This window comes from Paenibacillus thermotolerans (genome assembly GCF_028745515.1).
Taxonomy (GTDB): domain Bacteria; phylum Bacillota; class Bacilli; order Paenibacillales; family YIM-B00363; genus Paenibacillus_AE; species Paenibacillus_AE thermotolerans.
This window is the reverse complement of record NZ_JAQZSG010000020.1, coordinates 1-26,219: the sequence shown is the minus strand read 5'-3', so window position 1 is coordinate 26,219 and position 26,219 is coordinate 1. Positions and strand designations below refer to the sequence as shown.

Genomic DNA, 26,219 nt, shown 5'->3' with positions numbered 1-26,219 from the left:
CCCGTTCTTGAGCTTTTGCATCAAATCTATCACTATGAACCCGTATGTTCGAGCAGCCGGGTACGACAAAACAGCACGCATCCGTTCCGCGGATCGTTCAGCCGGAACGGATGGCAGTGCTTATGAAAGCTCGTCAGTCTAAAAGAAACAGCTTGGCCGCGGTACGCTTCAAAATCGTCCACCAGCTCGCTTCGCCTATGGCTGCGGGGGATTCGATTTCAAATTCCTTCAAAACCGCATCTCCTTTAAATACGACCAGTTTCCCGATCGGCTGCCCTAAAGCGATCGGCGCTTTAATTTCGCTGTTCAGCTTTAATTCATGGCGGATATCGTCGGTCTTTTCACCTTTTTTCAGCAAAATGCTGTACTGCTGCTTGGCGACGATGTCGACGCTTGGAACTTGTCCCTTTTCCACCTTCACCGTGCCGATTTTTTCGCCGTCGCCGATTAACGTATGGCTCTGATATTGCCCGAACGCGAAATCGAATAAAGAGCTGACTTCGGCGTTCCGCGTCTTCGTATTCGGCTCGCCCATGACAACTGCAATCACTCTGAAATTGCCGCGCTTCGCCGTCGCCGAGAGGCAAAACTTCGCTTCGCTCGTGTACCCTGTCTTTAACCCGTCGGCGCCGGTATAAAACCGAACCAGCTTGTTCGTGTTCACAAGCCAGAACGGATTGTCGGTATCCTTGCGCAAGTAGTCCTGATAAAGGCTCGTATACTTCGTCACTTCGTCGTGCTTCAGCAGCTCGCGGGACATAACGGCGATGTCTTCCGCCGACGTATAATGGTTTTCAGCCGGTAGTCCGTTCACATTGACAAAGTTCGTGTTATTCATGCCGAGCTGTTTGGCCCGCTCGTTCATCATTTGGACGAAGCCTTGCTCGCTGCCCGCGATATGCTCCGCTACCGCAACTGACGCATCGTTGCCGGAGGCCAAGGCGATTCCCTTAAGCATATCTTCAAGGGTCATCTCTTCGCCGGGCTCCAGAAAAATTTGCGAGCCGCCCATGGAAGCCGCATATTCGCTGGTGCGAATTTTGTCGGTCAATTTCACTTTGCCTTGATCGATCGCTTCCATAATAAGCAGCATGGTCATAATTTTCGTGATGGATGCGGGCGGCAGCTTTTCCGCTTTATTTTTTTCATAAATGACGGTTCCCGAATCGGCGTCCATCAACAGCGCCGAACGGGCGTTCGGTGCCAAGTCGATCTGCTGCTTGGCCTTTGCCTCTTCTTTGGCGGCCAACGCTGCACCGGATACGGGCGTAACGACAGCAACCATACAGAGTAAACCGATGAAGATCGAGCGATACCTTTTGATCATGTGCATTCTACCCCTCCTGCTATTTTGCAAAGCGAACCAAGGTACAACGGCTATGCCTTCTGCAAGAGCGGCTACCGTTTACCGAAAAAGCCTCTTATCGCTTTTACCATTGTTGACGCTTCGAAGCGGTTTTATACCACGCGAATCGCTAGCCGGCCATATCAAGCAGCAGGTTCGGCTCCACGCACGGCCGATACGACCGCGTTCGCTGCTTCCCTCCGCCGGCCCGTACCAGCAAGCGCTTCTCTACCAAGCTCTTAAGAATCGTTCTTGCGGTTTTTCCGCAAATGTGAAGCGAATGAGAGACGTCCGACGGCGTAACCGGCCGTGCGGAGCCGGCGGCGAGCCGCAGCGCCTCTTTCTCGTAAGGGGTGAGCGTAACTCCGGCGAGACGCTCCGGGAACAATCGCCTAAGCAGGTTAGCCATCAGCTGCCGGCACCGGTTCGGGCAGTTCGACATATCTTCATAGGACATCTTGATGACGACCCAAAGATCCGCAGCCAACGCGTCTGCCCCCGGATCGTCCTCCGTCACGATGCAGATCCGGTGCGGCGGGCGAACGTACGCGAAGCTCAAAACCCGCTCGCGCCCGAAAGCATCGCGAAATTCGAATTGGGGATGCAAATGCTCGAGGCTGCCGAAAATCGGCCACCATATGTGCTCAAGCAAAAAAATCTCTTTGTCGCCGTGTCTTGCTAGAAGCCGCTTTTTACTCTCGCCTTTCCTTGCGGCCGCATGCTTCCCCAACCATTCCATATGGGCTTTCTCAAAAGCCGTGTCGTTCATGACTTCTTTCTCCTCCTTGAATGAAAAAACGCCGCCCATCCCTCAAACAGGGACAAGCGGCGCATGCTTTGCTGCCGTACAATTATGGATCTTGTACAATCTAGTTTACTCGTTTTTTTGCTCCTGCGCAACGATTCCGTGGAAAAATATGGACATGATTTGCTCGCTTATGGCACGCAGCCCCGCCGGGCCGCTCAGAGCGTCCGATCGGGATAAAACCTCCTTCATGCCCATAAAAAACAAGATCACGACGTGAGGAGAAAGGTCTTTCCGAAATTGCCCCCGTTGCTGGCCTTCAAAGATCGTCCGCTCAAGCAGCGGCCCGAGCGTCTCCTGCTGCTTTGCGATAAGCTCAGCCCCCTTCTCGGGGTAAAGCCGCATCAAGTCCTGCACGAAGACGGCTGCGACATGATCCATGCCTCGGTATTGCGTCATCAAGGTCAACATATCCAGCGGCGTCTCCGCTTGGTTCAGCATCGAGCGAAAATCCGCTTCCCCGCGCTTTAGCATACGGTCGAGCACCAGATCGAGCAGCTTCTCTTTGCTGCCTGCGTATTTGTATAACGTCATTTTGGCGATCGGAACCGATTCCGCGATTTGATCCATAGTCGTTTCCGCAATACCTTGACGGCAAAACAACGCTTCGGCCGTTTGCAATATGTCCGCCATGCGGGAGCTTGCTTTATTCGTTTCCTTTCCCGGCGACGATTCCATGTCCGAGCCGCTCCTTTAACAACCGTAGGCAAAAATCGCATGCTCCTGCTAGATGTCTTGACGCTTTAGCAAAATCAAGCCGATGATCAGCCCTATAATATATATCATTACTGTAGTGGCCGTCCCACCCCATGTCAAGGCGCCGTCCGATATGACGGCTCCGCTGTCGTAGGCTTGAAACAGGCTCAATCCGGACAGCCAGCGGATGCTTTCGTCCATGCCGGCGAGCATGTTCAGCAAAAACGATACGATCACAAGCCCGATCCCCGCCGTCATCGCGTCGCGCTCGGTTCTCAGCAGCACCGTCACGGCAAAGCCGATCCCGCTGAACGCGAGCGAAATCAAATATCCGCCCGTCAGTATCAATAAAACGGCCGCAGGGTCGCTCATTTCGGTTGCAGTGAAACCGATCGCAACAACAACGGCCGCCGAAACGATATAAATGGCGGTAACTTGCAGCCAGTGAGCGAACGCCTTCGACAAGTAGATCGAGGCCCGGCTGTACGGAAGCGAAAACAAAAATTCGTCCGTTTCCCGGTCCCGCTCCTTCGCAATGGCCGTACTGGCCCAAATCGCCCCAAACACGCCGAGCAGCAAAACAAAGAAAGTGTACGGCTGGCCCGACAAAAACCCTTCGAAGCTGCCGAATGCGGACGGGTCGATGCCAAAGCCTTCAAGGAGCGCGGGAGGAAACGATTCGATCACCTTCGTCATTTCTTCATTATCGATATATAAATCCGCGAAGGAAGACAGCAATGCCAGAAAGCCGACGATTACCAGCGCTCCGATGAACCAGCCTCTGCGGTTTTGCAACATTTCATGCTTGATAAGATTCAGCTTCATCGGCTTTGCTCCTCCTTCGAATAGTACTGCATAAACAACTCCTCAAGCGACGGTTTGTGAATCTCGATGCTGCGTATGGGCAGCTGCGATATTTTTCGGAGCGCTGCGGAAATTTCCCCGCTCACCGTCAGGCTGATTTGGCCGCCTGCGTATATCAAATTCGGGTCCAGCTCCCGCAAGCCGAGCTTTTCGGACACATCCCCGTGCTCCTCGAAGGTTACTTCGATACGAGCCTGCCGGCGACCCGGAATATCGTCCACCTCAGAAACTTGCCGGATCACTCCCTCTTTTATAAAAGCGACCCTGCTGCACAGCTTCTCTACCTCGCTCAGTACATGCGTCGAAAAAAACACGGTCGTTCCGTTGTTGTTCTGTTCGCGGATCAGTTCAAAGAAGGCTTGCTGGACAAGAGGATCGAGTCCCGACGTCGGTTCGTCCATGATCAGCAGCTTCGGCTCATGCAATAACGAAGCGATGATGCCGAGCTTCTTGCGGTTGCCGAGCGAATACGATTTTATGCTTGGCGACATGTCGAAACGGAGACGTTCGGCATATTCGTACGCACTCGTTTCTTTTAAGGCCATGCCATAAGCGCGAGCCGTGAATTCCAGCAGCTGCTTGCCTGTCATCTCCTTATAGAAGCTGACCTCCGAAGGCAAATAACCGATGTTTCGGCGCACATTCGGATCATCTCCTTCCAGCGGCCGGCCTAGCAGCGCGATCCGGCCCCGGTCCGGCTTCGATAATCCCATCATCATCCGGATCGTCGTAGACTTCCCGGCCCCGTTCGGTCCAATGAAGCCGAAAATTTCCCCCTGCGCCACCGAAAAGGTTACGTCCTTCACCCCGCGGCCGTTCCCATAGCTTTTCGTTATTCCCTCAATTTGTACGGCGTCCATCCGCCCCACCCCAATATACTATAGAATAATAATGGGTACATTATATCTCGACTATATAGTTTTGTGAATTGGTTTTTATACTTTTATTTATTTCTTAGTATATTTCCCTCGAATTTGCGGACATGTCGTCCCCCGTCGATGCCATGCCCTATGTCTCTTGAGGGACTTTTAACATACGTATCTCCCGGTACGTTTCCATCAGCGGTCCTCCCTCTATTTCTCCTTCTTATCGCTCCCCTTTTACCGCCAACAACTTTTCGCCGTCTACTATCACCCTTTTTACTGCATACCTTTTTCAGGCAAAACCTACCTTATTGACAACACAAACTCAGCTCTCCACACGTCCGTTTACAGCCGACACTTCTTTTTTCCGCCCGAGCTTATCCTCCCACGCCCTCAACCCGGGGGTTATGTATCCCAGCATTTCTTATTACCGCTATCCCCATTGCTCAGCAAAAACGTCGGCGGCCCTAACTGCATTTTCCTCTCGACCTCATCTTCTCCCACCTTGTGCCTCCGCCTACAGCTTTTTACCTCCCGGAGCTTATTCTCCGATGCTCTCTACCTTGGGTTATGTGTCCCCCCCGCATTTCTTATTACCGCTATCCCCATTGCTCAGCAAAAACGACGTCAACCCCGACCGCATTCTCTTCTCGTCCTCCTCCGACAACTTTTTACCTGCCCGAGCTTATCCTCCCACGCCCTCTACCCGGGGTTATGTGCCCCGCATTTCTTATTACCGCTATCCCCATTGCTCAGCAAAAACGACGTCAACCCCGACCGCATTCTCTTCTCGTCCTCCTCCGACAACTTTTTACCTGCCCGAGCTTATCCTCCCACGCCCTCTACCCGGGGTTATGTGCCCCGCATTTCTTATTACCGCTATCCCCATTGCTCAGCAAAAACGACGTCAACCCCGACCGCATTCTCTTCTCGTCCTCCTCCGACAACTTTTTACCTGCCCGAGCTTATCCTCCCACGCCCTCTACCCGGGGTTATGTGCCCCGCATTTCTTATTACCGCTATCCCCATTGCTCAGCAAAAACGTTTCGTATTAATTACTCCGTTACTAATCAAGATCAAGCAGACTGATCTCGCTATTTTGGTAAAAAAGGGAGTAGCATGGGCGATACGTGGGGTGAGGCGTTTCGACCGTTGCTGAGCGAAGGGGAGAGTGGTGAAAAGGACCGTGCAAAGGAAGTAGTGGCATAGGCGGCTTGACCGGCGAATAGCTAGCGTTGGCGCGCGAAGGACGGTGTTGGGTGCGTAGGGCAGTTCTGGCGTGCGAGGGGCAGCGTACGGGCGAAACGTGGGTGAAGCACTACGACCGTTGCTGAGCGAAGGGGAGAGTGGTGAAAAGGACCGTGCAAAGGAAGTAGTGGCATAGGCGGCTTGACCGGCGAATAGCTAGCGTTGGCGCGCGAAGGACGGTGTTGGGTGCGTAGGGCAGTTCTGGCGTGCGAGGGGCAGCGTACGGGCGAAACGTGGGTGAAGCACTACGACCGTTGCTGAGCGAAGGGGAGAGTGGTGAAAAGGACCGTGCAAAGGAAGTAGTGGCATAGGCGGCTTGACCGGCGAATAGCTAGCGTTGGCGCGCGAAGGACGGTGTTGGGTGCGTAGGGCAGTTCTGGCGTGCGAGGGGCAGCGTACGGGCTAAACGTGGGTGACGCACTACGACCGTTGCTGAGCGAAGGGGAGAGTGGTGAAAAGGACCGTGCAAACACAAACCCATACAATCAAGAAAAACGCGAGCGGCGTCCTTTGAATTCAAGAAAGTGATGACGGCAAAAATGAAAGCGATAATAACTCGGTCACTAAATGAATGACAAAAAAACCGAGCCAAATAGACTCGGTTTCTACAAAACGCGTCGTTTCACATCCGGTGTACACCGTTGCGGGAAACGACGGCGCGAATGAGCGGCGGCGCGGCCGCCGGCTCGCTCTGCAGGGCGTAGGCGTCCGCCACCTGCCGCGAAATTTCCGCGAGCGCATCGCCGCCGCGGCTCATCGCTTCGCTCGCGTGCAGCTCTGCGAGCGGCTCGCCCGCTTCTACCCGGTCGCCGATCCGCTTCAGCAAGCGGATGCCGACCGACAGGTCGATGCGCGACTCTTTCGTCGCTCGGCCGGCGCCGAGCAGCATCGCGGCCGTGCCGATATCAATGGCACGGATCGCACCCACGTAGCCCGCCGCAAGCGAGGCTACGGGAATGACCGCGCCAGCGGCGGGCAAACGGTCGGGCGAATCGACGACCGACGCATCCCCGCCCTGCGCGGCGATCATCTCGGCGAACTTGCGCAGCGCGCCGCCGTTAACCAGCAGCTCCTGCAGCATGCTGCGTGCCTCATCCACGGTGCCCGCGCGACGGCCCAGCACAAGCATGTGCGCGCCGAGCGCGAGGCACACCTCGATCAAGTCGCGGGACACGCCCTGCTCGCCGCGCAGCACCGCAAGCGCCTCGCGCACCTCGAGCGCGTTGCCCACCGCATTGCCGAGCGGCTGGTTCATGTCGCTGATGACGGCAACCGTTTCGCGCCCGACCTCGGCGCCGATACCTACCATCGCAGAAGCGAGCGCGATCGAATCGTCCAGCGTCTTCATGAACGCCCCGCCGCCCGTCTTTACGTCCAGCAGGATGGCGTCTGCGCCTGCGGCGATTTTTTTGCTCATGATGGAGCTTGCGATCAGCGGAATCGACTCCACCGTGGCCGTCACATCGCGCAGGCCGTAGAGCATTTTGTCGGCAGGAGTAATGTTGCCGGATTGCGATATAACCGCCGCGCCGATCCGGTTCACCTGCTCGACGAACTCCGCCTGGGACAGCTCGACGCGAAAGCCCGGAATCGACTCGAGCTTATCGACGGTCCCGCCCGTATGCCCGAGCCCGCGCCCGGACATTTTCGCTACGGGAACGCCTGCGGCGGCGACTAACGGGGCCAGCACCAGCGTCGTCGTATCGCCGACGCCGCCGGTCGAATGCTTGTCGACCTTTACGCCGGGGATGGCGCTTAAATCGATCATATCTCCCGAATGCGCCATCTCCATCGTGAGCGCGGCCGTCTCCCGCGCCGTCATGCCGCGGAACACGACCGCCATCGCCCAAGCCGCCATCTGGTAATCCGGTATGGTGCCGCCGACGTAGCCGCGCACAAGAAACGCGATCTGCTCCGGCGTCAATTCCGCGCCGTCCCGCTTCAGCCCTATCAAATCGACGGCCCGCATATTAACCGTTCACCTCGCGGACGAACGAACGTACGAGCGATTTAAACATCGGCTTCGTCCGATTCGCCACCGCGACGACCTGCTCGTGCGTCAAAGGCTCCAGCTCCTCGCCGATCGCCATATCGGTAATGCACGAAATGCCGAGCACGCGCATGCCTGCATGTTTCGCGGCGATGACCTCGCCGACCGTAGACATGCCGACCGCGTCGCCGCCGACGCGCGCCAGCATAATGAGCTCCGCAGGCGTCATGTAGGTAGGACCGCTGATGCCGGAATAAACGCCTTCGACGAGCCGCAGCGCCTTACCGTCCGGTCCCGAAACTCCCGAAGCCAAGCGGCGCGCCAATGCCCGGTACTCCTTGTCGTAAGCGGAGGACATATCCGGAAAGCGTACGCCGAAGCGCGGATCGTTCGCCCCGATGAGCGGGTTGTCGCCCGTCAAATTGATATGGTCGCTGATCAGCATCAAATCACCGGCCTGAAATTCCCGGTTCATGCCGCCGGCCGCATTCGTAACGACGAGCGAAGCGACGCCGAGCAGCTTCATCACATAGACGGGGAATACGACCTTTCGCATCGAATACCCTTCATAGTAATGGAATCGCCCTTGCATGACGATCACTTGCTTGCCTTCAAGCTCGCCGACGACAAATTGTCCCGCATGACCCTCAACCGTAGATACTGGAAAATGCGGAAGCTCGGTATAATCGATCTTCACCGCGTCTTTCACTTCGTTCGCCAAATCGCCGAGACCCGAGCCTAAAATAAGACCGATGGACGGACGGCGTTCGCCGATTTTCGCGCGAAGCGCTTCTGCGGCTTCTTGTACTTGCTCGTAATATGTACTCATAGCTCCGGAACAATTCCTTTCACTAAACGAATGAACGTATCTTTGACCCGCTCCGCCGTTTCCATCACTTCATCGTGCGAGAGCGGCTGATCGAGAATGCCCGCCGCCATATTGCTGATGCACGAGATGCCGAGCACCTCGATGCCGGCATGGCGCGCCACGATCGTCTCCGGCACGGTGGACATGCCGACCGCATCCGCGCCGAGCGTCCGCATCATGCGGATTTCAGCCGGCGTTTCGTACGTCGGACCGAGCAGCCCGATGTAGACGCCTTCCTGCAGCGGAATGCCTTCCTTCTCTGCGACGCGCCGGGCCGCCGCGCGCAGCCGCTTGCTGTACGCCTCCGACATGTCCGGGAAACGGACGCCGATGGCGGGATCGTTCGGCCCGATGAGCGGATTGCGGAACATAAAGTTGATATGGTCGGAAATGAGCATCAAATTGCCCGGCTCGAACTGCTTGTTGATGCCGCCTGCCGCATTCGTCACAAGCAGCGTGCGAACGCCGAGCGCCTTCATGACGCGGACCGGGAACGATACCTCGGTCGCGCCGTAGCCTTCGTATTGATGAAACCGGCCTTTCATCAGAAGCACCTTTCTGCCGGAAAGCGTTCCGATGAGCAGCTCTCCCGCGTGCCCTTCCACGGTGGATACCGGGAAGTGCGGAATGTCTTCATAACGGATCGCGACCGATTCGGTAATTTCGTCCGCAAGTACGCCCAGACCCGAGCCGAGAATGAGGCCGATCTCGGGAGAAATGTTCGTCTTGCTGCGAATATAATCGGATGCTTCCCGAATCATGGCCGAAACGGCTTGTTCCTCTTTTCCTGCGTTGCCGCTCATGCTATACCAGCTCCTTCATAAACGAATTTCCGTTGCCCGTTCCCCGCACGCCGAAGTTTTCCGCGACGCTCGCACCGGCATCGGCGTAAGTCGACCGCACTCCGAGCGAACGGCCGCCCTGCAGCGCCGGACTCCAAACCAGCAGCGGTACGTATTCTCTCGTATGATCCGTCCCGCTGTGGGTCGGGTCGTTGCCGTGATCCGCCGTCAGGATGAGCAAATCGTTCCCGGACAGCGTGCCCATCAACTCCGGCAGCGCCCGGTCGAACTCCTCCAGTGCGCCCGCGTACCCTTGCGGGTCTCTCCGATGCCCGAACAACGAATCGAAGTCGACCAAATTAACGAAGCACAGTCCCTTAAATTGCTTCCGCATCGTGTCGATCGTCTTTGCGATGCCGTCCGCGTTGCTCTTGGTCGGCATTGCTTCCGTGATGCCTTCCCCGGAAAAAATATCGTTGATTTTCCCGACCGCAATCACATCGAGCCCCGCATCCTTCAGTCCGTTCAGCACCGTCGCCTCCGGCGGCTTAACCGCGTAATCGTGGCGGTTCGGCGTCCGCTTGAACGCTCCCGGCTTGCCGACATACGGGCGCGCAATGACGCGTCCGACCGCGAATTCGCCCTGCGTCAGACGGCGCGCAATCCGACAAGCGTCGTACAGCTCCTCCAGCGGAATCACTTCTTCGTGCGCGGCGATTTGGAATACGCTGTCCGCGGACGTATAGACGATCCACGCCCCCGTCTTCATCTGCTCTTCGCCGAGCTCGTCCAATATTTCCGTTCCGGATGCGGGCTTGTTGCCGATGACGCGCCGGCCGGTCTCCTGCTCGAACTGCTCGATCAGCTTCGCCGGAAACCCGTTCGGGAACGTCTGAAACGGGATCTTCACGTTCAGCCCCATCAGCTCCCAATGTCCGGTCATCGTGTCTTTGCCGACCGACACCTCCGCCATCTTGGCATAATTGCCTTGCGGCGCATCCGCCGGCGGGATGCCCGCCATTTCGGCGATGTTGCCGAGACCCAAATTCCGCAAATTCGGCAGCTTCATCGACGGCACCTTCTCGGCGATATGCCCGAGCGTATGCGAGCCTTTGTCCCCGAATTGATCGGCGTCCGGCAGCTCCCCGATCCCGACGCTGTCGAGTACGATAAAACAAATTCGATCAAACGTGCGCAAAAACGTCAATCCCCCTTGGCTCAAGCGGTAACTTTTATTGACCACTATGATTTCATTATCTCATTAGTCGCTTGTCTGATGCAAAAGTCCCGGCACTTTATTTCTTGGCGCGGGGATGCGTCCGGTCGTACACTTCTTTCAGCCGCGATTTGGCGACATGCGTATAAATTTGCGTGGTGGAAATATCCGCATGGCCCAGCATCTCTTGAACCGCCCGCAAGTCGGCTCCGCCCTCGAGCAGATGGGTCGCGAACGAATGCCGCAGCGTATGAGGCGTTATTTCCACGACAATACCTGCTTCCGAGGCGTACTTTTTGATGAGCTTCCAGAACCCCTGCCGGGTCATCCGTTTGCCGACATGACTCAAAAAGAGCGCATCCTCCGCACGCGGACCCTTCAGCAGCTTCCCCCGCGCATATAAGATATAATCGTTCAAAGCCGAAACGGCCATTCGCCCGATCGGAATAATTCTTTCCTTCGAGCCTTTGCCCAGCGCTTTGACGAAGCCCATGCCCGTATGCACGCTGCCCAAATCGAGCGAGAGCAGCTCCGAAACCCGCATTCCGCTGGCGTACAGCAGCTCCAGCATCGCCCGGTCCCGCATGCCTGCCGGCGTCCTGGCATCCGGCGCGGCGAGCAGCCTCTCGACATCGTCCGCGGTCATGACGCCTGGTAATTTTTTTTGAGGCTTCGGCGAAGCGAACGATGCCGTCGGATTGACCGAAATTATTTTTTCCGATACGAGAAAACGGTAGAGCGCTTTAATCGATACGAGCCGCCGCGACAGCGTCGCCGAAGCTTTGCCCGAAAGCTTGTCCGCGGACAAAAAATGAAGCGCATGCGCCGAAGTCGACTCTTCAAAGCTTTTCACGCCGGCGTTCTCCAAATATTCGATAAATAACGTAAGGTCCCGTTCGTAAGCTTCCAGCGTATTTCGCGAAAGACCGCGTTCCACCGCCAAATAATGAATGAATGATTGCAAGTGCTGTTTCAACGCATCGATACACCCTTATCCTGTTAAAATACCGCCTTCGAACAACACGAAGCGCGCTTTCAAAAGGTTCGCCGCCGGCACCCTCATTCCCTCCCCGGCGCAAAAAAGACACCGGAAGCTCCGATGTCTTCATGGGGTGTCTTACTCGCCGTACCAGTAAAAAAACCTAAGCCGGTCCTTGAACGTTTCATGATCGAAGCCGGGGACGGTATCGCTGCTGTTGAACGCTTTGACGGCTTTGCCTTCCGGTTCGCGGTATTTGTCCGGGCCGACCCATGCGGAGACGTAGCCGAACAAATGGTACAGCACATATGTGAATACGGCGAACAAAACGAGAAATTTGAGGCGCTCGAGCGCACGCCGGAACGAAAGTATCATATGCGTCACTCTCCTTCGAGGATAGCATATGAACTTGTCCTCCTATTTATGTCTTGAGCAGCTCTCGTGCGGGCGTATACGGTTTGCCGACCGCGCCGGCGACCGTTTCGTGAACGACGTGCCCGGCGTACGTATTCAGTCCGAGCAGCAGCGCTTCATCCGCCTGCAGCGCGGCCTCCAGCCCTTTGTTCGCGAGCAGAAGCGCGTAAGGAAGCGTCACGTTCGTCAGCGCGAGCGTCGACGTGCGCGGAACGGCGCCCGGCATGTTGGCGACCGCATAATGGATGACCCCGTGCTTGACGTAAGTCGGATCGCTGTGCGTAGTCACACGGTCGATCGTCTCGATCGAGCCGCCTTGATCCACCGCCACGTCGACGATTACGGCCCCCCGCTTCATCCGGGATACCATTTCCTCCGTCACGAGCTTCGGCGCCCGCGCGCCCGGAATGAGGACGGCGCCGATGAGCAAATCCGCCTTCTGCACGGCGCTCGCGATGTTGTACGGATTGGACATGAGCGTCGAAATTCGGCCGTCGTACACTTCGTCGATATAGCGCATCCGCTCCGCGCTGCGCTCGATGATAACGACACTCGCCCCAAGGCCGAGCGCCATTCTGGCCGCGTTCATGCCGACGACGCCGCCGCCGAGGATGATGACCTCGGCCGGCGGTACGCCGGGTACGCCGCCGAGCAGAACGCCGCGGCCGCCGTTATACGCTTCCAGAAAGCGCGCGCCGATCTGGACGGACATCCGTCCGGCCACCTCGCTCATCGGGGTCAGCAGCGGCAAGGAGCCGTTCTTCAATTGAATCGTCTCGTACGCGACGGCGGACACTTTCTTGGCAAGCAGCGCATCCGTCAAATCGCCCGCTGCGGCAAGATGCAAATACGTGAACAACATTTGCCGCTCTTTGAACCGTCCGTATTCCTCCGGCAGCGGCTCCTTCACCTTCATGATCATGTCCGCGGCCGACCAAACATCGTCCGCGTGCGTCGCAATGCGCGCGCCTTCCTTCGCATAGTCGCCGTCCTCGAAGCCGCTGCCGTAGCCCGCATTCGTCTCGACGACGACTTCATGCCCCGCCGCCTTCAGCATGCCCGCCCCCGCCGGCGTTAAGGCGACCCGGTTTTCATTGTTTTTGATTTCCTTCGGCACCCCGATGATCATGGTTGCTTACCCCTTTTCGCTGATATGCTTACAACAGCGATTCCGCTCCGTCGATAAAAATTTCCGATCCGGTTATATGGCTGGATTCATTGCTCGCAAGAAACAGCACCAAATCGGCCACCTGCTCCGGCGACCCCGCCTTGTGCTCCAACGGTTGATTTCCCTTCGGGTATTTCACCGGAATGGAAATATCGTTCACCGCGTCCGTCTTGTGCGTGTTTTGGCTTATATTCGTCTTGATCGCGCCGGGACAAATGACGTTGACCCGAATTTTATATTGAGCCAGCTCCAGCGCCGCCATCTTCGCAAACGCCACCTGCCCCGCCTTCGAAGTCGCATAAGCCGACGCCCCGAAGAACGAGAAGGTGCGGCTTCCGTTGATCGAGCTCGTCACGATGACGCTTCCCCCGTTCTCTTTCATATGAGGGATCGCATATTTGACCGTGTAGAACGTGCCGAACAGGTTGGTGGTCAGCGTTTGCCCCCATTGCTCGGGAGTCATCTCCTCAATCGGCGTGACCGTACCGTTGATGCCCGCGTTCGCGAAGACGACGTCGATCGTCTTGAAGCGGTCCACTGCAGCGCGCACCGCTTGCTCCACGCGATTCGCATCGGACACGTCCGTGTCGACGACCAGCGCTTCTCCGCCTGCCTTCTTGATCGACTGCTCGACCTGCTCGGCATTGTTTTCTTTCAGATCGACGAGAACGATATTGGCTCCTTCCTCCGCCAGCTTTAAAGCGGCCGCTCTTCCGATGCCGGATCCGGCTCCGGTCACAAGCGCGGTTTTGCCTTCCAGCCGTTTTGCCGTAGCCGCCGCATTCCTTTCCGCCGTTAACAGAGACATCTTTTTTCATCCTTTCGCAATAAGATTCGGACGAAAAATAGGATGCCGCCCCCGTCGCAAAATATGTGATTCGGCGGCGAACTGGCAGGAATTAACCCGCGGTCAAAAGAATACGCAAAAAACACCCCTTAAGCGGAAGGAGTGCGATTCGTCGGTTGATCTATTGTATTCCTATCTTGCGCATTCTTGTCGCGGCAGCGGTGACAAATGCCTTGAAAATCGAGCCGATGGTCAAGCACCGTGAACCGGTACTCCCGATCCAGTCTCTCTTCCAGCAGCAGAAGCCAATCTTCCATAATCTCGTCCACGGCTCCGCATTGCACGCAGATCAGATGATGGTGATGATGCCTTGTGCTGTCGTTGCGCAAATCGTACCTGGCAACGCCGTCGCCGAAATTCATCTTTTCCACCACATGAAGATCGCTCAGCAGCTCCAACGTTCGGTAAACGGTCGCCAAGCCGATTTCCGGGGCTTTGTCTTTAACGAGCATGAATACGTCTTCCGCGCTTAAGTGGTCTTCCTCGTGCTCAAGCAGAACGCGCACGGTCGCTTCGCGCTGCGGCGTCAACTTATACCCTTGCGACTGAAGCTGCCCCTTAATCTTCTCGATGCGCGCCTCCATCTCCATGACCGAGTTCCCCCTCTCGCGCACGGTGTCAATGCTTGTCTTCATTATAGGGGGTGAAATTGCTGTAAGTCAAACCCCTTCAAGCACGAGCGGCGTCACCCACGCAAGAAGCGAGGGAGATACGTACGATTCAAATAAAGCTACGATGAACAAAAGGCCGCACAGCGCAAGACAGACACCCGAGAACGCGGCGAACGGCCTTCCCGCCGAATTCGAGCGGTTCAGCAGCCTGCTGCGGACGAGCAGGAACGAGAACGAGATGGCCGCGACGCTGCAAATCATGATCGCGGGAACGACGATTAAATTTTGCGGCGCGACGGACGCAAGCGCCAGCAGCATCCCTTTCCAAGACCATTGGCCCGCCAAATAACCAACCGTAAAACCGATCAGCACTCCTTTTAAAAAATCGAGCACTAAAATAATCGGCACGCCGACGACGGAAAGCCCGAGCAAATAAATGAGAAGCACCCATTTGAAATGAACCCCGAACGATTCAAGCAAGGAAACCGGGCCGCCGCTCGCCGCCTCCTTCCCTTGCGATTGAAGGAACGTATTCAAATACTGGCTTACTTCCTGCTTCTGCTCCAGCGTGAGAGCATTCACCAGCAGCGCGCCGAACACGACCCCCATAATGAACAATACGCATACAAACATATATAACGGCAATTGTTCCTTGGAATAAACACGAAACACGCTTTGCATTCGCTTCATCTCTCTCCTTCGTTGTCTTCGCCATGCTCTTTATATATGAAAAGCAGGCCGAAACTATGACGAAAATGAGAGAGTGAAAGAGGGCTACTTGAGCTTTCCGTACTTGCCGCCGCCGCCTTCAAACACGGTCATTCGGCCTGTTCGGGCGGCTTCGACCGCCTCCGCAAGCGGCTCTCCGACCACGTCGGCAAGCTGCTCCAAGGTCGCCTTGTGCAGCACGTTCATTTCGGTGCCGAACGCTTCCAGCAGCGCCAGCCTCTTTCTAGGACCGAGGCCGGGGATGAACTCAAGCGGCACCTGATGAACGTATGGCGGCCGGTCCGGCTTCCGCGACTCGTCCGAAGGCTGCTGCGAGGCGCTCAGATGCGCGATGCGGCCGGCGACTCCGCTTACTAATTTTTTGCCGCCGCAAACCGGACAGCGCCGGTCCGGCGACGGCTCATTCATGCCTTCGATGAGCGTATCGCACGTCGCACAATACGTGCGGTGGTATTTTCCGAGCCTCGGCTCCAGGCCGTAGTTCGCTTCGATGCCTCTGCCTTCGGCGCCCCTTAAAGCGGATACGACCTCTTCATAGGTCGGCTCCTTGAGGCGCAGCGCATTGTATTCGCGCGCGATTTTGCCGAGGCTGTGCGCGTCGGAATTCGTCACGAACGGAAACGCGCCGAGCTCGGGAATCGTATCGGCCATCTCGGTATCGGAGCTTAAGCCGAGCTCGACGGCAATGACGTCCTCCGGCTCAAGGACGTCGGACATCCGGGAGCAGCAGCTCCCGTAAAGGCTCTTGTGCGGCGTGAAGATGTGCGCCGGAATGACGATGCCGCCGCGGCCGACCGCCTCCTCCTGCAGCGCCCGCGCGGAGACGTACACGCGCTGCGAGCTTAAATTCGGATTTTTCATGTAGCGCGACAGCCATTCGGTGAAATCCTTCATGACGGAGAGCGTCGGCAAAAAGAGGAGAAGATGAGCCGGACCGCAGCCGGGGTCTTTGACCTCCAGCTCGCTGCCGAGCAGCACCGTCGTATTGCCGTATGCAATGCCGCCGCCGGATAGCTCCTTCATCTCGCCTTTATCCAAATAATCCTCGATTTCCCGCTGCACCGCCGGAGACTGGCAGTCGATAATCCCGACGATATCGATCCCCTTGCGGTCGGAAGCTTCGCGCGCAATATTGTAAAACGTCAGATCGCGGGAGCCGCTTATTTTTACCGGCTGTCCCGCTTCCGTCCGTCCGATGTGAATGTGCAGGTCCGCGTAATACGTTTTCACCGCTTCTGCATCCCCCTACTTCGTTGTCTGCTGCGGAATCCCCCAAGTGCCGGTCGCTTCAAACAGCCTCCAGGCATAGTAGGCGATTATCGTTTTGGCGTCGGAGATACGTCCCTCCGCAATATACCGTTCGGCATCCGCCATGCTGAGAGCCTCCGCGCTCAAATATTCGTCTTCGTCCGGCTGCGCCTCTCCGGGCGTTAATCCGTCGGCAACGTATATATGGACGATTTCATCCGCGAAGCCGGGAGAAGTCGGGACCGAATGAAGCAGCGTCATCGTTTCGCACGTATAGCCCGTCTCCTCGCGCAGCTCTCGTCTTGCGGCTTCGGCCGGGTCCTCGCCGGCGTCGAGCTTGCCGGCCGGAATTTCCACCTGGAACTTCTCCAGCGGCTTTCGGTACTGCTCTACCGTCAGCAGCTTGCCGTCGACCAGCGCGATCACTGCGACCGCTCCCGGATGCTTAATGATTTCTCTTGTCGACGTTGCGCCTCCGGGCAGCAGCACCTCATCCACCTGCAGTGAAATGATTCGCCCTTTGAACACTTGCTTCGTTCCGATCGTCGGCTCGTTTCGGTTGTCCGTGTGATTCTGATTCATAATTCATATCCTCCCCGTCATAACTTGTCCCATTCATTCATATGGTGATTATACCTGAATCGTTTCGGGCGGGCCAAACGAGGCCCTTCGGCTGCTCGGCCAATGACGTCGGTGAAAGGGGATATGCGAAAATGAAAAGCTACTACGGCGAACGCGAGGTACGATTTACAGGCAAGGCGTGGGAAATCCGGCATCGGCTAAGGACGCTTGCGGCGGCGGAGAACACGCGCGGAGCGACGCTCTCCGATGCGCTGCAAAAAAGAACGAAAGCCGCTTCCCGAACGAAAACGCCCGCCTCCGCGAAAACATAATCGCGGCAGCGGGCGTTCATTCGTTTGCTTATGCTTTTACTTTAATTGATTGCTCGATAATCGCGACGACGACGCGGGCCGAATCGACGATATCCTGCACCCGGATTTGCTCCTTGGTCGTATGGATATGCTCGTAGCCGATCGCCAGGTTCACGGTCGGCACGCCGAGGCCGTTAAACATATTGGCGTCGCTTCCGCCGCCGGATTTGAACGTGCTCGTCTCGAAGCCGAGCGTCTTGAACGCATCCATGGCGACCTTCACGACAAGCTCATCCTCGGAGAAGTTGTATGCCGGGTAGAGGAAGTTTTCCTGGAAGTCGACCGTTGCGCCGAATTCCGCGGCGGCCGAATCGAACGCTTCCCGCATTTTCGCGATTTGGTTCACCATCTTCTCGTTGACGAGCGACCGGGCTTCAGCGGTAATGATCACCTTGTCTGCAACAACGTTCGTTTCGCCGCCGCCCTCGAACCGGCCGATGTTTGCGGTCGTCTCGTGGTCGATCCGGCCCAGCGGCATCCGTGCGATCGCTTTCGCGGCGACCGTAATGGCGCTGACGCCCGCTTCCGGGTTTACTCCCGCATGAGCCGCCTTGCCCGTTACGGTGATACGCATCTTCGTCTGGCACGGTCCGGCTGTGCAGATCATGCCGATGCTGCCGTCGGAATCGAGCGCGTAGCCGTACTTAGCGCCTTCGAGATATTTCGCGTCCAGCGCGCGCGCGCCTACGAGGCCGCTTTCTTCGCCTGCGGTAATGACGAACAGCACGCGGCCGTGCGGCAAGCCTTGCTCGTTTACGACGCGGATGCCTTCGAACAGCGCGGCGAGGCCCGCCTTGTCGTCGCTGCCGAGAATCGTCGTGCCGTCGCTGCGGATATAGCCGTCGTCGTCGATGCGCGGCTTAATGCCGTTGCCGGGCACGACCGTGTCCATGTGGCACGTAAACAGCACCGGAGCAACCTGCTCCATCCCTTCCGTCGCTTCCCAGGTTGCGATCAGATTGCCTGCGCCGTGCCCCGTGCGAGCCGCGGAATCGTCCTCCGTCACCTTCAGGCCGAGCGAGGTGAATTTGGCGGTAAGCAGGTCGCAAATCGCCCGCTCGTGCTTCGTTTCGCTGTCCGTTCGGACAAGCTCGAAAAATTCGTCGATAAGCCGTTGTTGCTGGACCATTCTTATTTCCCTCCAAGTGATCGGATGCGGTACAATATGTAGCATAAGCTTGACTATTTCGAAAAGGAGAAAAGCAACCCATGTACAACAATAACCGCCTGTTTAAAATCATCATTTGGATTATGCTGATCACGATGCTGCTTTCCACCGTTTTGTTAAGCATTCAGTTTGTTATGGCCTAAACGGTCGCCTTTTAATATAAATTGGACGACTCGTCGAACGACTCCAGATTTTCCTTCACGCGCTGCAAAAACCGTCCGCAAATGACGCCGTCCAAAATACGATGGTCAAGCGACAGACACAAATTAACCATCGAGCGGACGGCGATCATGTCTTTAATGACAACGGGCCGCTTGACGATCGATTCGAAGGTAAGATTCGCGGCTTGCGGATAATTGATGATCGGATAGGACAGCACGGAACCGAAGGAGCCAGTGTTGTTTACCGTGATTGTGCCGCCCTGCATGTCTGAAAGCGACAGCTTCCCGGCGCGCGTTTTTCGCGCCAGCTCGTCGATTTCGCGCGCAAGGCCGGCGATATTTTTCCGGTCCGCCTGTTTGATGACCGGCGTCAGCACGCTGTCCTCCGTTCCGACGGCGAGCGAGATGTTAATGTCCCGCTTGACGATGATTTTGTCCACCGCCCACACCGAGTTCATGATCGGGTAATCCTTGATCGCCCCGACGACCGCTTTCAATAGGAAGGCGAGATAAGTAATGTTGATACCCTCGCGCTTGAAAAATTCGTCCTTCACTTTGTTCCGCAAGTTCACAAGGTTCGTGACGTCCACTTCGATCATCGTCCAAGCGTGCGGAATTTCCGTTACGCTCTGCCGCATCCGGCTTGCGATCGTATTGCGGATCGGCGTGACGTCGATGAAATATTCGCGGCTGTCGCCCGCCTCCACTTCGATCGTCGGAATGCGCGGCTCCTCGGACAGATGCAGTCCGCTCGAGCGGACCGGTGACAGCGGCGCGTTTGCCGCGGCGGCCGTTGCGGGCGCAGGCGCGGGTGCGGGCGCCTCCCTGCGTGGGGCGGACGGAGCCGCTCGGTGCGCGCCGCTTTCGACATAAGCGATAATATCTTTCCGCGTAATGCGTCCTCCGATTCCGGTACCGCGAATCGGAGCGTCGTCCAAGCGCAGTCCGTGCTCCGCCGCAAGCGCTTGAACCGCTGGAGAGTAACGCCGTCTCATCGGCTGATCCGCATCCATCGCGCCTGCGGCGCCTTGCGGCTGAGAACCGGCGTACCCCGCCGTATCGCCCGCCGCGCCGTGGCCGCCAGCCGGTTCGCTTTCTCCTTGACTGCTTGCAATGAGGCAGATCGCTTCTCCGACCGCCGCCTCCGCTCCTTCCGCAACCAACAGCTCCGTTACTACGCCTTCCACCGGCGACGGCATTTCGGTCGTGACTTTATCGGTAACGAACTCGCAGATCGGGTCGTATTGCCGCACGGCATCTCCGGGCTTGATCAGCCACTTGCCTACGATGGCGGAAACGAGAGTTTCCGCCAAATGCGGCACGGTCACCGGAACTGCAGCCTTCGCGCCGCCGCGATTCGTATAGGTGTCGTTCATTAGATTCCTCCTTGCGCGGTTCCCCGCCTTGGCGTTAATACTCCGCCAGGCTCCGCATAGCTTCCTTCAGTTTATCCGAGTTCAGCAGGAAAAATTTCTCGATCGTCGGGCTCATGCCGACAGCCGGCACGTCCGGTCCGCACAGCCGCATAATCGGCGCGTCCAAATCGTACAGCAGCTCTTCCGCAATGATCGCGGACACCTCCGCGCCGACGCCGCCGGTCTTATTGTCCTCGTGCACGATGAGCACCTTGCCCGTCTTGGCGGCCGCTTCGAGAATGCCTTCCTTGTCGAGCGGCTGGATCGTGCGCAAGTCCAAAATGTGGGCGCTGATACCTTCCTTCGCCAGCTCCTCGGCCGCCGTAAGCGCATAGTGGAGCGTCATGCCGTAAGAAATGACCGTAATGTCCTCTCCATGCCGCTTCACGTCCGACTTGCCGATCGGAACGGTGTAATCTCCCTCAGGCACCTCGCCGGAAATCGACAAATAGCATTTCTTATGCTCGAAATAAAGCACCGGATCGGGATCTCGAATCGCCGCCAGCATGAGCCCCTTCGCATCGTAAGGAGTGGAGGGCGCGACGATTTTCAGTCCCGGCGTGCCGAAGAATACGGATTCCGGGCATTGCGAATGATACAGCGCGCTGCCGCCCGTCGCTCCGTAAGGGGCGCGGATCACGACCGGACAATCCCAGTCGTTGTTGGAGCGGTAACGGATTTTCGCCGCTTCCGAAATAATTTGGTTTGTCGCCGGAAAGATGAAATCGGCGAACTGCATTTCCGCAATCGGGCGCATTCCGTGCATCGCCGCCCCGATCGCGACGCCGGCAATGGCCGATTCGGCCAGCGGCGTGTCCAGCACGCGCGCTTCGCCGTACAAATCGCGCATCCCTTTCGTCGCATTATTGACGCCGCCCTTGCCGACGTCCTCGCCCAATACAAATACCCGTTCGTCGCGCCCCATTTCCTCGGACATGGCCGAACGAATCGCTTCCAAGTATTTCATAACCGCCATAACCGTTAGCCTCCCATGCGTTCGTCGCCGTAAACGTAAAGCATCGTCGTTTCCGGTTCGGGATACGGCGCACGGTCGGCGTATTCGGTCGCTTCCTGTATTTCGCGCGCGAGCTCGGCGTCCAGCGCCGCCTCTTTACCTTCGTCCCACAAACCGTGCTCGATCAAATAGTTTTTGAACCGCGGAATCCCGTCCTTCGCCCGGTTCTCTTCGACCTCTTCCTTCGTCCGGTACAGCAAGTCGTTATCGGCGGTGGAATGCGGAGATATGCGGTACATCATCGCCTCGATCAAGGTCGGCCCTTCACCCGCAAGCGCCCGCTGCCGCGCTTCCTTTACGGCGGCGTACACTTCCAGCGCGTCGTTGCCGTCCACGCGCACGCCCGGAAAGCCGTAGCCGATCGCGCGGTCCACGATTCGGCCCGCCACCTGCTTATGCTCCGGGATGGAAATCGCATAGCGGTTGTTCTCGCACATGAGAATGACAGGCAGCTTGAAGACGCCCGCGAAATTGCAGCCCTCATGGAAATCCCCCTGATTGCTGGAGCCTTCCCCGAACGTCGCGAACGCTACGCTCTCTTCTCCCCGCATCCTCGCGGCGAGCGCCGCTCCGACCGCGTGGGGAACCTGCGTCGTCACCGGAGACGAGCCGGTAAATATGTTCAATCGCTTGCTTCCGAAATGTCCCGGCATTTGGCGGCCGCCGCTCGTCGGGTCCTCGGCCTTGCTTAACAAGGACAGCATTAAATCGCGAACGGTCATCCCGACGGACAGCACGAACGCGTAATCCCGATAATACGGGAAAAGCATATCGGTGCCGGGGCTCAGCGCATAGGCGGCCGCCACCTGCGCCGTTTCCTGTCCGATGCCCGATACGTGAAAGCCCGTTTTGCCCGCACGCTGCAGTACGAGCGCCCGCTCGTCGAATTTGCGCGCAAGCTTCATCTTCTTATACATCGCGATGACGTCGAAATCGTTCAAGCCTAACTGGATATGCTTCGCCTGCTCAGTATGGAGCTTCTTTTCGTCGATCAACGTGAAACCTCCTTAGGACCGGGTGTTAGTACCAGGTCATAAAAGTAACGCATGGCTTCATCTTACATTCCGACCGGGCGCCCGTCAACCGCCTGGGCGGCTTCCATAAGCGCCTCCGACAGCGACGGATGCGGATGCACCGCGGCCCCGAGCTCCCACGACGCCGCGTCGAGCAGCTTCGCCAGCGACGCTTCCCCGATCAGCTCGGTCACCTTCGCTCCGATCATATGTACGCCTACAATATCGTTCGTGTCGCCGTTTGCCACCATCTTCACGAACCCGTCCTTCTCGCCGTAAACGAGCGCTTTGCCGATCGCCCGGAAGAACGTCTTAGCCGTCTTTACGTTCATGCCCGCTTCCCGCGCTTGCTCCTCCGTCAGACCGATCGACGCGACCTCGGGGCTTGAGTATACGGCCCGGGGTATGAACGCCGCGTCGAATTCCCGGGGCGATAAGCCGTACATGTGCTCTACGGCTATTCTGGCCTGCTCGCTCGCCGCATGCGCCATCTGCATCCCTCCGGTGCAGTCGCCGATCGCGTATATATGGCTCTCGTTCGTCTGCATCCAGCCGTTGACGCGAATGGCCCCTTTCTCTACGACGACGTTCGTGTTTTCCAGCCCGAACCCTTCCACGTTAGGGGCTCGTCCGATGGCGACGAGCATGCGCTCGGCCTGCAGCCGGATTCGTCCGTTCGCGCCCTCCGCTTCGATGCGGACGAGCCCCTCGGCGGCCGACTTTTGCAGCGTGTCGCCGAGCGTCTTCGCGCCCGTCAGCACCTCGACGCCGCGCCTCTTCAGCGCCGCCGACATCTCGCGCGAGATGTCCTTGTCCTCGCCCGGCAGCAGCCTGTCGAACGCTTCGACCAGCGTAACCGCCACGCCGAAATCGGCCATCATCGACGCCCATTCGACGCCGATAATGCCGCCGCCTACGATCAGGATCGATTTCGGCAAGCGCGGCAGCTCCAGCGCCTCGTCGCTCGTAAGGACAAATTCGCCGTCCGGTTCGAGGCCCGGGATCACGCGCGGTCTGGAGCCCGTGGCGACGATCAGCCGCTCGTTCAGCAGCGTGACGATTTCCCCGTCCGGCGTTTCGACCGCCACTGCGCCGCTTTGCGGCGAAAAGATCGACGGGCCGATCAGCCGGCCGGTGCCGTACACGACGGTGATGCCGTATTTTTTCATCAAAAATTGGACGCCCCGGTGAAGCTCCTCCACAATGCCGCTCTTGCGCTCCTGCACCCGGCCGAAGTCCACGGCGGGAGCCTCGCCCTGCAGCACGATTCCGTATTGCTCGCTCTTCGTTACCGTCGCGAACACCTCGGCGCTGCGCAGAAACGTTTTGCTCGGAATACAGCCCTTGTGCAGACATGTGCCTCCAAGCGCCGCCTTCTCGACGACGGCAACCTTCTTGCCTAATTGCGCCGCGCGAATGGCCGCCGCGTATCCGCCCGGTCCGCCGCCCAGCACGACAACGTCATATGTATGATTCATAGTGCTTGTCCTCCAGGTATGCTTACTCTATTTCTATGCTTTCCAGAGCCGTTCATGAATTTGTTAGACTCTTTGATTATTGTAACCTTTTTTGTGAGGGTCCGAATAGGGTAAAATACTTATTGTGTCCGAACTGTCCGAGTTGTTTAACAAACCGGACAAATTCGCGGGAAAGGAAAACGATGCCGCATGCCTTCCAAATTTTCACGGCTGATCGCCGTTTTGCTGCTTGTCATCCCCGGGTGGATCGCGACCTACGGCTTTTTGAAGATGAAGGACGCCGTATTCCACTCGTTCGGTCCGGCCTCGTTTCCGTGGCTTTCGTTTCTGCTCGGGCTTGTCATGTTCGCTCTTGGGGTCGCTTTTATCGGCGGCTGGATTTTTTACCGCGACCGCAAACGCAACTATGTCGCCCCCCGCTTCAAAAAGAAAAAACAGCCCCGGTCGCCGTAGCTTTTTTCGGCACCGGAGGCTGTTTTCATTTTTGTTTTAATGTGCGGCCGCTGCGTCGCCTTCGGCTGCAGGCGCATTTTCCACGCCTTCCGCAACCGTCAGCTTAGCCACCATGTCCCCATGGCCGGGGCCGCAAAGCACGATACAATGAATTTCGTAGGTGCCCGGCTTATCGAACGTCACTTCTTGCTCCAGCTTCGCGCCTTGAAGCTCTACGCCCAGCTCTTTGATTGCTATGCCGTGCAGGCCTTGCTCGTTCACCAATCGAATCGTCTTCTTGGAGCCGAGCTCTACCTTGTATTCCTCTTGATCGAATTGGAAGTTGGATGCGGTAATCGTCACCGAATTCGCTGCGGCCTCCAAATCTTCCTTCGAAGGCGCCTGCGGAAGCTCGTTGAACAAAATTCCGACCCCGAGCGCGCTGGCTCCGAAAAACAATACAGCCACGATCCATTTATACATCTCGTTAGTTCCCCCTCAAACAGTTGTACATCCTCATATTATAATGACTCCATCATCGCCTGTGGGTATGTATTGGCGCTCCAAAAGTGGCGAATTTTTGAACAATCGGACCGCAAAATCCATGGTTACTATATCATAGCCTTCCGCTCGAAGTAAATGCCGCCTCGAAGTCCCAAAAAATTACAAACATTTGACAGTTGCATAATCGGTTCTATCTCGCATACAATAAGAACATACATTCGTATATGTGCGGTGATGCATCATGGTGAAACGAGAACGCGTGCCGGCGGTTCCTCCGGTTACGGCGGTGGATGAGCTGAGCACGATTAAAGAAGTGCTGCTCCTGCATTTGCTGTTGACCGTATTCGACCGGGACGCCAAAATCATTGCGGAAAGCAAGCTGAAAACCAAGCAGCCTTATGCCGACCTTATCGAGCGGGCGATGGACGGAGTCACGAAGGATTTAGCCAAGCTTCGGGGCCGTCTTCGGGTATGCGGCATCAAAATAACCGACGAGCGAAAAGACGAGCACGGCATCGGCTGCGTATATTGGTGCCGGGGATACAAGGCGAGCTTCGAGATGCTGTGGCATTTCGTCAAGGCGGAAACCGAGGTGCGGATGCGCAAATATTTAGGCGAAGACATCCGCAAATACGTCCGGGACGATTTGCCGGCCCATTTGAAGCCGACCTGGCTGCTCGAGCCGGCCCCGAATGTATTCGTACCCGCTCCGCCCGAGCGGGCCGGTCAGGATCCGGCGGACAATCCTGCAGCGACGCAGCATTAAGGCTTTGCCCGGCGATACTCGGAGGTGCTGAAACTGCTTGCCTTATTTCGACCGCTGTCCGGTTCCGGCAAGCAGCTGCACGAAGGCAATCACTCCCGTCCACACCAGCGAGGCGGACAATGCCAGGAAGAACCAGTTATCGTTCCTTAATCCGTAATATAACAGTCCGTGAGCGGCGAATAGCACAATAAAGACGAGCACCAAATTCAACCGGCTGATCCATCGCAGCAATCCGTTCATCATGATCTGCTCCCTTCCGGAACACAACTGTCGTTTTACGAAGCTATTGTTCCCGTTACGGAAGCGGCTGATACGTGAGTCCCGGATAAAATTTCCAGCCGGTATCGCGATTAAGAGCCGGCCGCCCGGACATAATAAACTCAGACGGCGACGAGAAGGGTCGTGGTTGCGTTGGAAACGTTAGACGATTCAACGGAACGAAGCACCGGAGAGGGATCTAACTCAATATAGGAAGCGAGGGATGTGCTAAAGACTATTAATAGGCTTTAGACGCTCGGCGGCCTAGCCTTAAAAAAGCGAAGCCCGAATGCTTTCCGAAACTGAGATAGAAAACCAAATCAACGGCGCCGTCGCAAAAGACCCGGGAAACCGGGTCTTTTGTTATGTACGCCCAGCATGGGCGTCATCTCTAGGGTGAAAGT

At 57.1% G+C, this 26,219-nt stretch carries 28 protein-coding genes; 4 read left to right on the top strand and 24 right to left on the bottom strand.

Features of this window, described 5'->3' with window-relative positions:
* Positions 1–133: 133 nt before the first annotated feature.
* The 17 genes from PT964_RS16395 to PT964_RS16315 form a co-directional block, all read right to left on the bottom strand.
* A complete protein-coding gene (locus PT964_RS16395) occupies positions 134–1,327 on the bottom strand; it encodes a D-alanyl-D-alanine carboxypeptidase family protein (RefSeq protein WP_274364447.1) in 1,194 nt (397 codons plus the stop codon).
* 148 nt (positions 1,328–1,475) lie between these two features.
* Positions 1,476–2,114 carry a hypothetical protein gene (locus PT964_RS16390; RefSeq protein ID WP_274364446.1) on the bottom strand — a complete coding sequence of 213 codons (639 nt, stop codon included), beginning with the start codon at positions 2,112–2,114 and terminating at the stop codon, positions 1,476–1,478.
* A gap of 105 nt (positions 2,115–2,219) precedes the next feature.
* A complete protein-coding gene (locus PT964_RS16385) occupies positions 2,220–2,828 on the bottom strand; it encodes a TetR/AcrR family transcriptional regulator (protein ID WP_274364445.1) in 609 nt (202 codons plus the stop codon).
* A gap of 48 nt (positions 2,829–2,876) precedes the next feature.
* Positions 2,877–3,671: an ABC transporter permease subunit gene (locus PT964_RS16380; protein WP_274364444.1), complete on the bottom strand. Its 795-nt coding sequence runs from the start codon at positions 3,669–3,671 to the stop codon at positions 2,877–2,879.
* Entirely contained in the window at positions 3,668–4,570 is a 903-nt protein-coding gene (locus PT964_RS16375; protein ID WP_274364443.1) for an ABC transporter ATP-binding protein, read from the bottom strand. The genes PT964_RS16380 and PT964_RS16375 overlap by 4 nt, the downstream gene beginning before the upstream one ends.
* Before the next feature lie 1,873 nt (positions 4,571–6,443).
* Positions 6,444–7,790: a pyrimidine-nucleoside phosphorylase gene (locus tag PT964_RS16370; RefSeq protein ID WP_274364442.1), complete on the bottom strand. Its 1,347-nt coding sequence runs from the start codon at positions 7,788–7,790 to the stop codon at positions 6,444–6,446.
* A 1-nt stretch (position 7,791) separates the two neighbouring features.
* Positions 7,792–8,640 carry a purine-nucleoside phosphorylase gene (locus PT964_RS16365; RefSeq protein WP_274364441.1) on the bottom strand — a complete coding sequence of 283 codons (849 nt, stop codon included), beginning with the start codon at positions 8,638–8,640 and terminating at the stop codon, positions 7,792–7,794.
* Positions 8,637–9,482, bottom strand: coding sequence for a purine-nucleoside phosphorylase (locus PT964_RS16360; RefSeq protein ID WP_274364440.1), 846 nt, complete (start codon positions 9,480–9,482; stop codon positions 8,637–8,639). The genes PT964_RS16365 and PT964_RS16360 overlap by 4 nt, the downstream gene beginning before the upstream one ends.
* A gap of 1 nt (position 9,483) precedes the next feature.
* On the bottom strand, positions 9,484–10,659 hold the full coding sequence (deoB, locus tag PT964_RS16355; protein WP_274364439.1) for a phosphopentomutase: 1,176 nt from the start codon (positions 10,657–10,659) through the stop codon (positions 9,484–9,486).
* A gap of 97 nt (positions 10,660–10,756) precedes the next feature.
* Positions 10,757–11,653 (bottom strand): site-specific tyrosine recombinase XerD, encoded by an 897-nt coding sequence (gene xerD / locus PT964_RS16350; RefSeq protein WP_274364438.1) that lies wholly within the window; start codon positions 11,651–11,653, stop codon positions 10,757–10,759.
* A gap of 141 nt (positions 11,654–11,794) precedes the next feature.
* Positions 11,795–12,031, bottom strand: a complete 237-nt coding sequence (locus PT964_RS16345; protein WP_274364437.1) for a DUF4227 family protein — start codon at positions 12,029–12,031, stop codon at positions 11,795–11,797.
* Positions 12,032–12,077: 46 nt separating this feature from the next.
* On the bottom strand, positions 12,078–13,199 hold the full coding sequence (gene ald, locus PT964_RS16340) for an alanine dehydrogenase (RefSeq protein WP_274364436.1): 1,122 nt from the start codon (positions 13,197–13,199) through the stop codon (positions 12,078–12,080).
* A gap of 28 nt (positions 13,200–13,227) precedes the next feature.
* The gene (locus PT964_RS16335) at positions 13,228–14,046 is read right to left on the bottom strand and encodes an SDR family oxidoreductase (RefSeq protein ID WP_274364435.1); all 819 of its coding nucleotides are present in this window, start codon (positions 14,044–14,046) and stop codon (positions 13,228–13,230) included.
* A 128-nt stretch (positions 14,047–14,174) separates the two neighbouring features.
* Positions 14,175–14,669 carry a ferric iron uptake transcriptional regulator gene (fur, locus tag PT964_RS16330; RefSeq protein ID WP_274364528.1) on the bottom strand — a complete coding sequence of 165 codons (495 nt, stop codon included), beginning with the start codon at positions 14,667–14,669 and terminating at the stop codon, positions 14,175–14,177.
* A gap of 75 nt (positions 14,670–14,744) precedes the next feature.
* The gene (gene spoIIM / locus PT964_RS16325; RefSeq protein ID WP_274364434.1) at positions 14,745–15,386 is read right to left on the bottom strand and encodes a stage II sporulation protein M; all 642 of its coding nucleotides are present in this window, start codon (positions 15,384–15,386) and stop codon (positions 14,745–14,747) included.
* An 84-nt stretch (positions 15,387–15,470) separates the two neighbouring features.
* On the bottom strand, positions 15,471–16,655 hold the full coding sequence (locus tag PT964_RS16320; RefSeq protein WP_274364433.1) for an endonuclease Q family protein: 1,185 nt from the start codon (positions 16,653–16,655) through the stop codon (positions 15,471–15,473).
* A gap of 15 nt (positions 16,656–16,670) precedes the next feature.
* On the bottom strand, positions 16,671–17,255 hold the full coding sequence (locus tag PT964_RS16315) for an NUDIX hydrolase (protein ID WP_274364432.1): 585 nt from the start codon (positions 17,253–17,255) through the stop codon (positions 16,671–16,673).
* A 131-nt stretch (positions 17,256–17,386) separates the two neighbouring features.
* Here PT964_RS16315 and mciZ point away from each other — a divergent pair, with 131 nt between their 5' ends.
* Positions 17,387–17,566 (top strand): Z-ring formation inhibitor MciZ, encoded by a 180-nt coding sequence (gene mciZ / locus PT964_RS16310; protein WP_274364431.1) that lies wholly within the window; start codon positions 17,387–17,389, stop codon positions 17,564–17,566.
* Between the two features lie 28 nt (positions 17,567–17,594).
* Here the strand turns inward: mciZ and PT964_RS16305 are convergent, their stop codons facing one another.
* Positions 17,595–18,734, bottom strand: coding sequence for a M20/M25/M40 family metallo-hydrolase (locus tag PT964_RS16305; RefSeq protein WP_274364430.1), 1,140 nt, complete (start codon positions 18,732–18,734; stop codon positions 17,595–17,597).
* A gap of 80 nt (positions 18,735–18,814) precedes the next feature.
* Here PT964_RS16305 and prli42 point away from each other — a divergent pair, with 80 nt between their 5' ends.
* Positions 18,815–18,916 (top strand): stressosome-associated protein Prli42, encoded by a 102-nt coding sequence (prli42, locus tag PT964_RS16300; RefSeq protein ID WP_274364429.1) that lies wholly within the window; start codon positions 18,815–18,817, stop codon positions 18,914–18,916.
* A gap of 11 nt (positions 18,917–18,927) precedes the next feature.
* Here prli42 and PT964_RS16295 read toward each other — a convergent pair whose 3' ends face one another.
* The 4 genes from PT964_RS16295 to lpdA form a co-directional block, all read right to left on the bottom strand.
* The gene (locus tag PT964_RS16295; RefSeq protein ID WP_274364428.1) at positions 18,928–20,310 is read right to left on the bottom strand and encodes a dihydrolipoamide acetyltransferase family protein; all 1,383 of its coding nucleotides are present in this window, start codon (positions 20,308–20,310) and stop codon (positions 18,928–18,930) included.
* Between the two features lie 34 nt (positions 20,311–20,344).
* A complete protein-coding gene (locus tag PT964_RS16290) occupies positions 20,345–21,325 on the bottom strand; it encodes an alpha-ketoacid dehydrogenase subunit beta (RefSeq protein WP_274364427.1) in 981 nt (326 codons plus the stop codon).
* 5 nt (positions 21,326–21,330) lie between these two features.
* Positions 21,331–22,356, bottom strand: coding sequence for a thiamine pyrophosphate-dependent dehydrogenase E1 component subunit alpha (locus PT964_RS16285; protein ID WP_274364527.1), 1,026 nt, complete (start codon positions 22,354–22,356; stop codon positions 21,331–21,333).
* 65 nt (positions 22,357–22,421) lie between these two features.
* Positions 22,422–23,855, bottom strand: a complete 1,434-nt coding sequence (gene lpdA, locus PT964_RS16280; protein WP_274364426.1) for a dihydrolipoyl dehydrogenase — start codon at positions 23,853–23,855, stop codon at positions 22,422–22,424.
* A gap of 189 nt (positions 23,856–24,044) precedes the next feature.
* Here lpdA and PT964_RS16275 point away from each other — a divergent pair, with 189 nt between their 5' ends.
* A complete protein-coding gene (locus PT964_RS16275) occupies positions 24,045–24,308 on the top strand; it encodes a DUF2627 domain-containing protein (RefSeq protein WP_274364425.1) in 264 nt (87 codons plus the stop codon).
* Between the two features lie 36 nt (positions 24,309–24,344).
* Here the strand turns inward: PT964_RS16275 and PT964_RS16270 are convergent, their stop codons facing one another.
* Positions 24,345–24,770 carry a cupredoxin domain-containing protein gene (locus PT964_RS16270; protein WP_274364424.1) on the bottom strand — a complete coding sequence of 142 codons (426 nt, stop codon included), beginning with the start codon at positions 24,768–24,770 and terminating at the stop codon, positions 24,345–24,347.
* A gap of 262 nt (positions 24,771–25,032) precedes the next feature.
* Between PT964_RS16270 and PT964_RS16265 the strand changes: the two genes are divergently transcribed.
* Positions 25,033–25,557: a YhjD family protein gene (locus PT964_RS16265; RefSeq protein ID WP_274364423.1), complete on the top strand. Its 525-nt coding sequence runs from the start codon at positions 25,033–25,035 to the stop codon at positions 25,555–25,557.
* Between the two features lie 42 nt (positions 25,558–25,599).
* On the opposite strand, the gene PT964_RS16260 is transcribed toward PT964_RS16265, so the two are convergent.
* Positions 25,600–25,800, bottom strand: coding sequence for a hypothetical protein (locus PT964_RS16260; protein ID WP_274364422.1), 201 nt, complete (start codon positions 25,798–25,800; stop codon positions 25,600–25,602).
* Positions 25,801–26,219: the final 419 nt, after the last annotated feature.

Bases quoted from the DNA above. Each gene is read 5' to 3' on its own strand.
- PT964_RS16295 (WP_274364428.1), bottom strand. From the start codon at position 20,310: ATGAACGACACCTATACGAATCGCGGCGGCGCGAAGGCTGCAGTTCCG.
- PT964_RS16395 (WP_274364447.1), bottom strand. From the start codon at position 1,327: ATGATCAAAAGGTATCGCTCGATCTTCATCGGTTTACTCTGTATGGTT.
- PT964_RS16380 (WP_274364444.1), bottom strand. From the start codon at position 3,671: ATGAAGCTGAATCTTATCAAGCATGAAATGTTGCAAAACCGCAGAGGC.
- PT964_RS16315 (WP_274364432.1), bottom strand. From the start codon at position 17,255: ATGAATCAGAATCACACGGACAACCGAAACGAGCCGACGATCGGAACG.
- ald (WP_274364436.1), bottom strand. From the start codon at position 13,199: ATGATCATCGGGGTGCCGAAGGAAATCAAAAACAATGAAAACCGGGTC.
- spoIIM (WP_274364434.1), bottom strand. From the start codon at position 15,386: ATGAAGCGAATGCAAAGCGTGTTTCGTGTTTATTCCAAGGAACAATTG.
- fur (WP_274364528.1), bottom strand. From the start codon at position 14,669: ATGGAGGCGCGCATCGAGAAGATTAAGGGGCAGCTTCAGTCGCAAGGG.
- PT964_RS16345 (WP_274364437.1), bottom strand. From the start codon at position 12,031: ATGATACTTTCGTTCCGGCGTGCGCTCGAGCGCCTCAAATTTCTCGTT.
- PT964_RS16270 (WP_274364424.1), bottom strand. From the start codon at position 24,770: ATGTATAAATGGATCGTGGCTGTATTGTTTTTCGGAGCCAGCGCGCTC.
- PT964_RS16375 (WP_274364443.1), bottom strand. From the start codon at position 4,570: ATGGACGCCGTACAAATTGAGGGAATAACGAAAAGCTATGGGAACGGC.
- PT964_RS16385 (WP_274364445.1), bottom strand. From the start codon at position 2,828: ATGGAATCGTCGCCGGGAAAGGAAACGAATAAAGCAAGCTCCCGCATG.
- PT964_RS16275 (WP_274364425.1), top strand. From the start codon at position 24,045: ATGCCTTCCAAATTTTCACGGCTGATCGCCGTTTTGCTGCTTGTCATC.
- PT964_RS16360 (WP_274364440.1), bottom strand. From the start codon at position 9,482: ATGAGCGGCAACGCAGGAAAAGAGGAACAAGCCGTTTCGGCCATGATT.
- PT964_RS16290 (WP_274364427.1), bottom strand. From the start codon at position 21,325: ATGGCGGTTATGAAATACTTGGAAGCGATTCGTTCGGCCATGTCCGAG.
- PT964_RS16335 (WP_274364435.1), bottom strand. From the start codon at position 14,046: ATGTCTCTGTTAACGGCGGAAAGGAATGCGGCGGCTACGGCAAAACGG.
- PT964_RS16390 (WP_274364446.1), bottom strand. From the start codon at position 2,114: ATGAACGACACGGCTTTTGAGAAAGCCCATATGGAATGGTTGGGGAAG.
- mciZ (WP_274364431.1), top strand. From the start codon at position 17,387: ATGAAAAGCTACTACGGCGAACGCGAGGTACGATTTACAGGCAAGGCG.
- lpdA (WP_274364426.1), bottom strand. From the start codon at position 23,855: ATGAATCATACATATGACGTTGTCGTGCTGGGCGGCGGACCGGGCGGA.
- PT964_RS16260 (WP_274364422.1), bottom strand. From the start codon at position 25,800: ATGATGAACGGATTGCTGCGATGGATCAGCCGGTTGAATTTGGTGCTC.
- PT964_RS16370 (WP_274364442.1), bottom strand. From the start codon at position 7,790: ATGCGGGCCGTCGATTTGATAGGGCTGAAGCGGGACGGCGCGGAATTG.
- PT964_RS16265 (WP_274364423.1), top strand. From the start codon at position 25,033: ATGGTGAAACGAGAACGCGTGCCGGCGGTTCCTCCGGTTACGGCGGTG.
- prli42 (WP_274364429.1), top strand. From the start codon at position 18,815: ATGTACAACAATAACCGCCTGTTTAAAATCATCATTTGGATTATGCTG.
- PT964_RS16305 (WP_274364430.1), bottom strand. From the start codon at position 18,734: ATGGTCCAGCAACAACGGCTTATCGACGAATTTTTCGAGCTTGTCCGA.
- PT964_RS16365 (WP_274364441.1), bottom strand. From the start codon at position 8,640: ATGAGTACATATTACGAGCAAGTACAAGAAGCCGCAGAAGCGCTTCGC.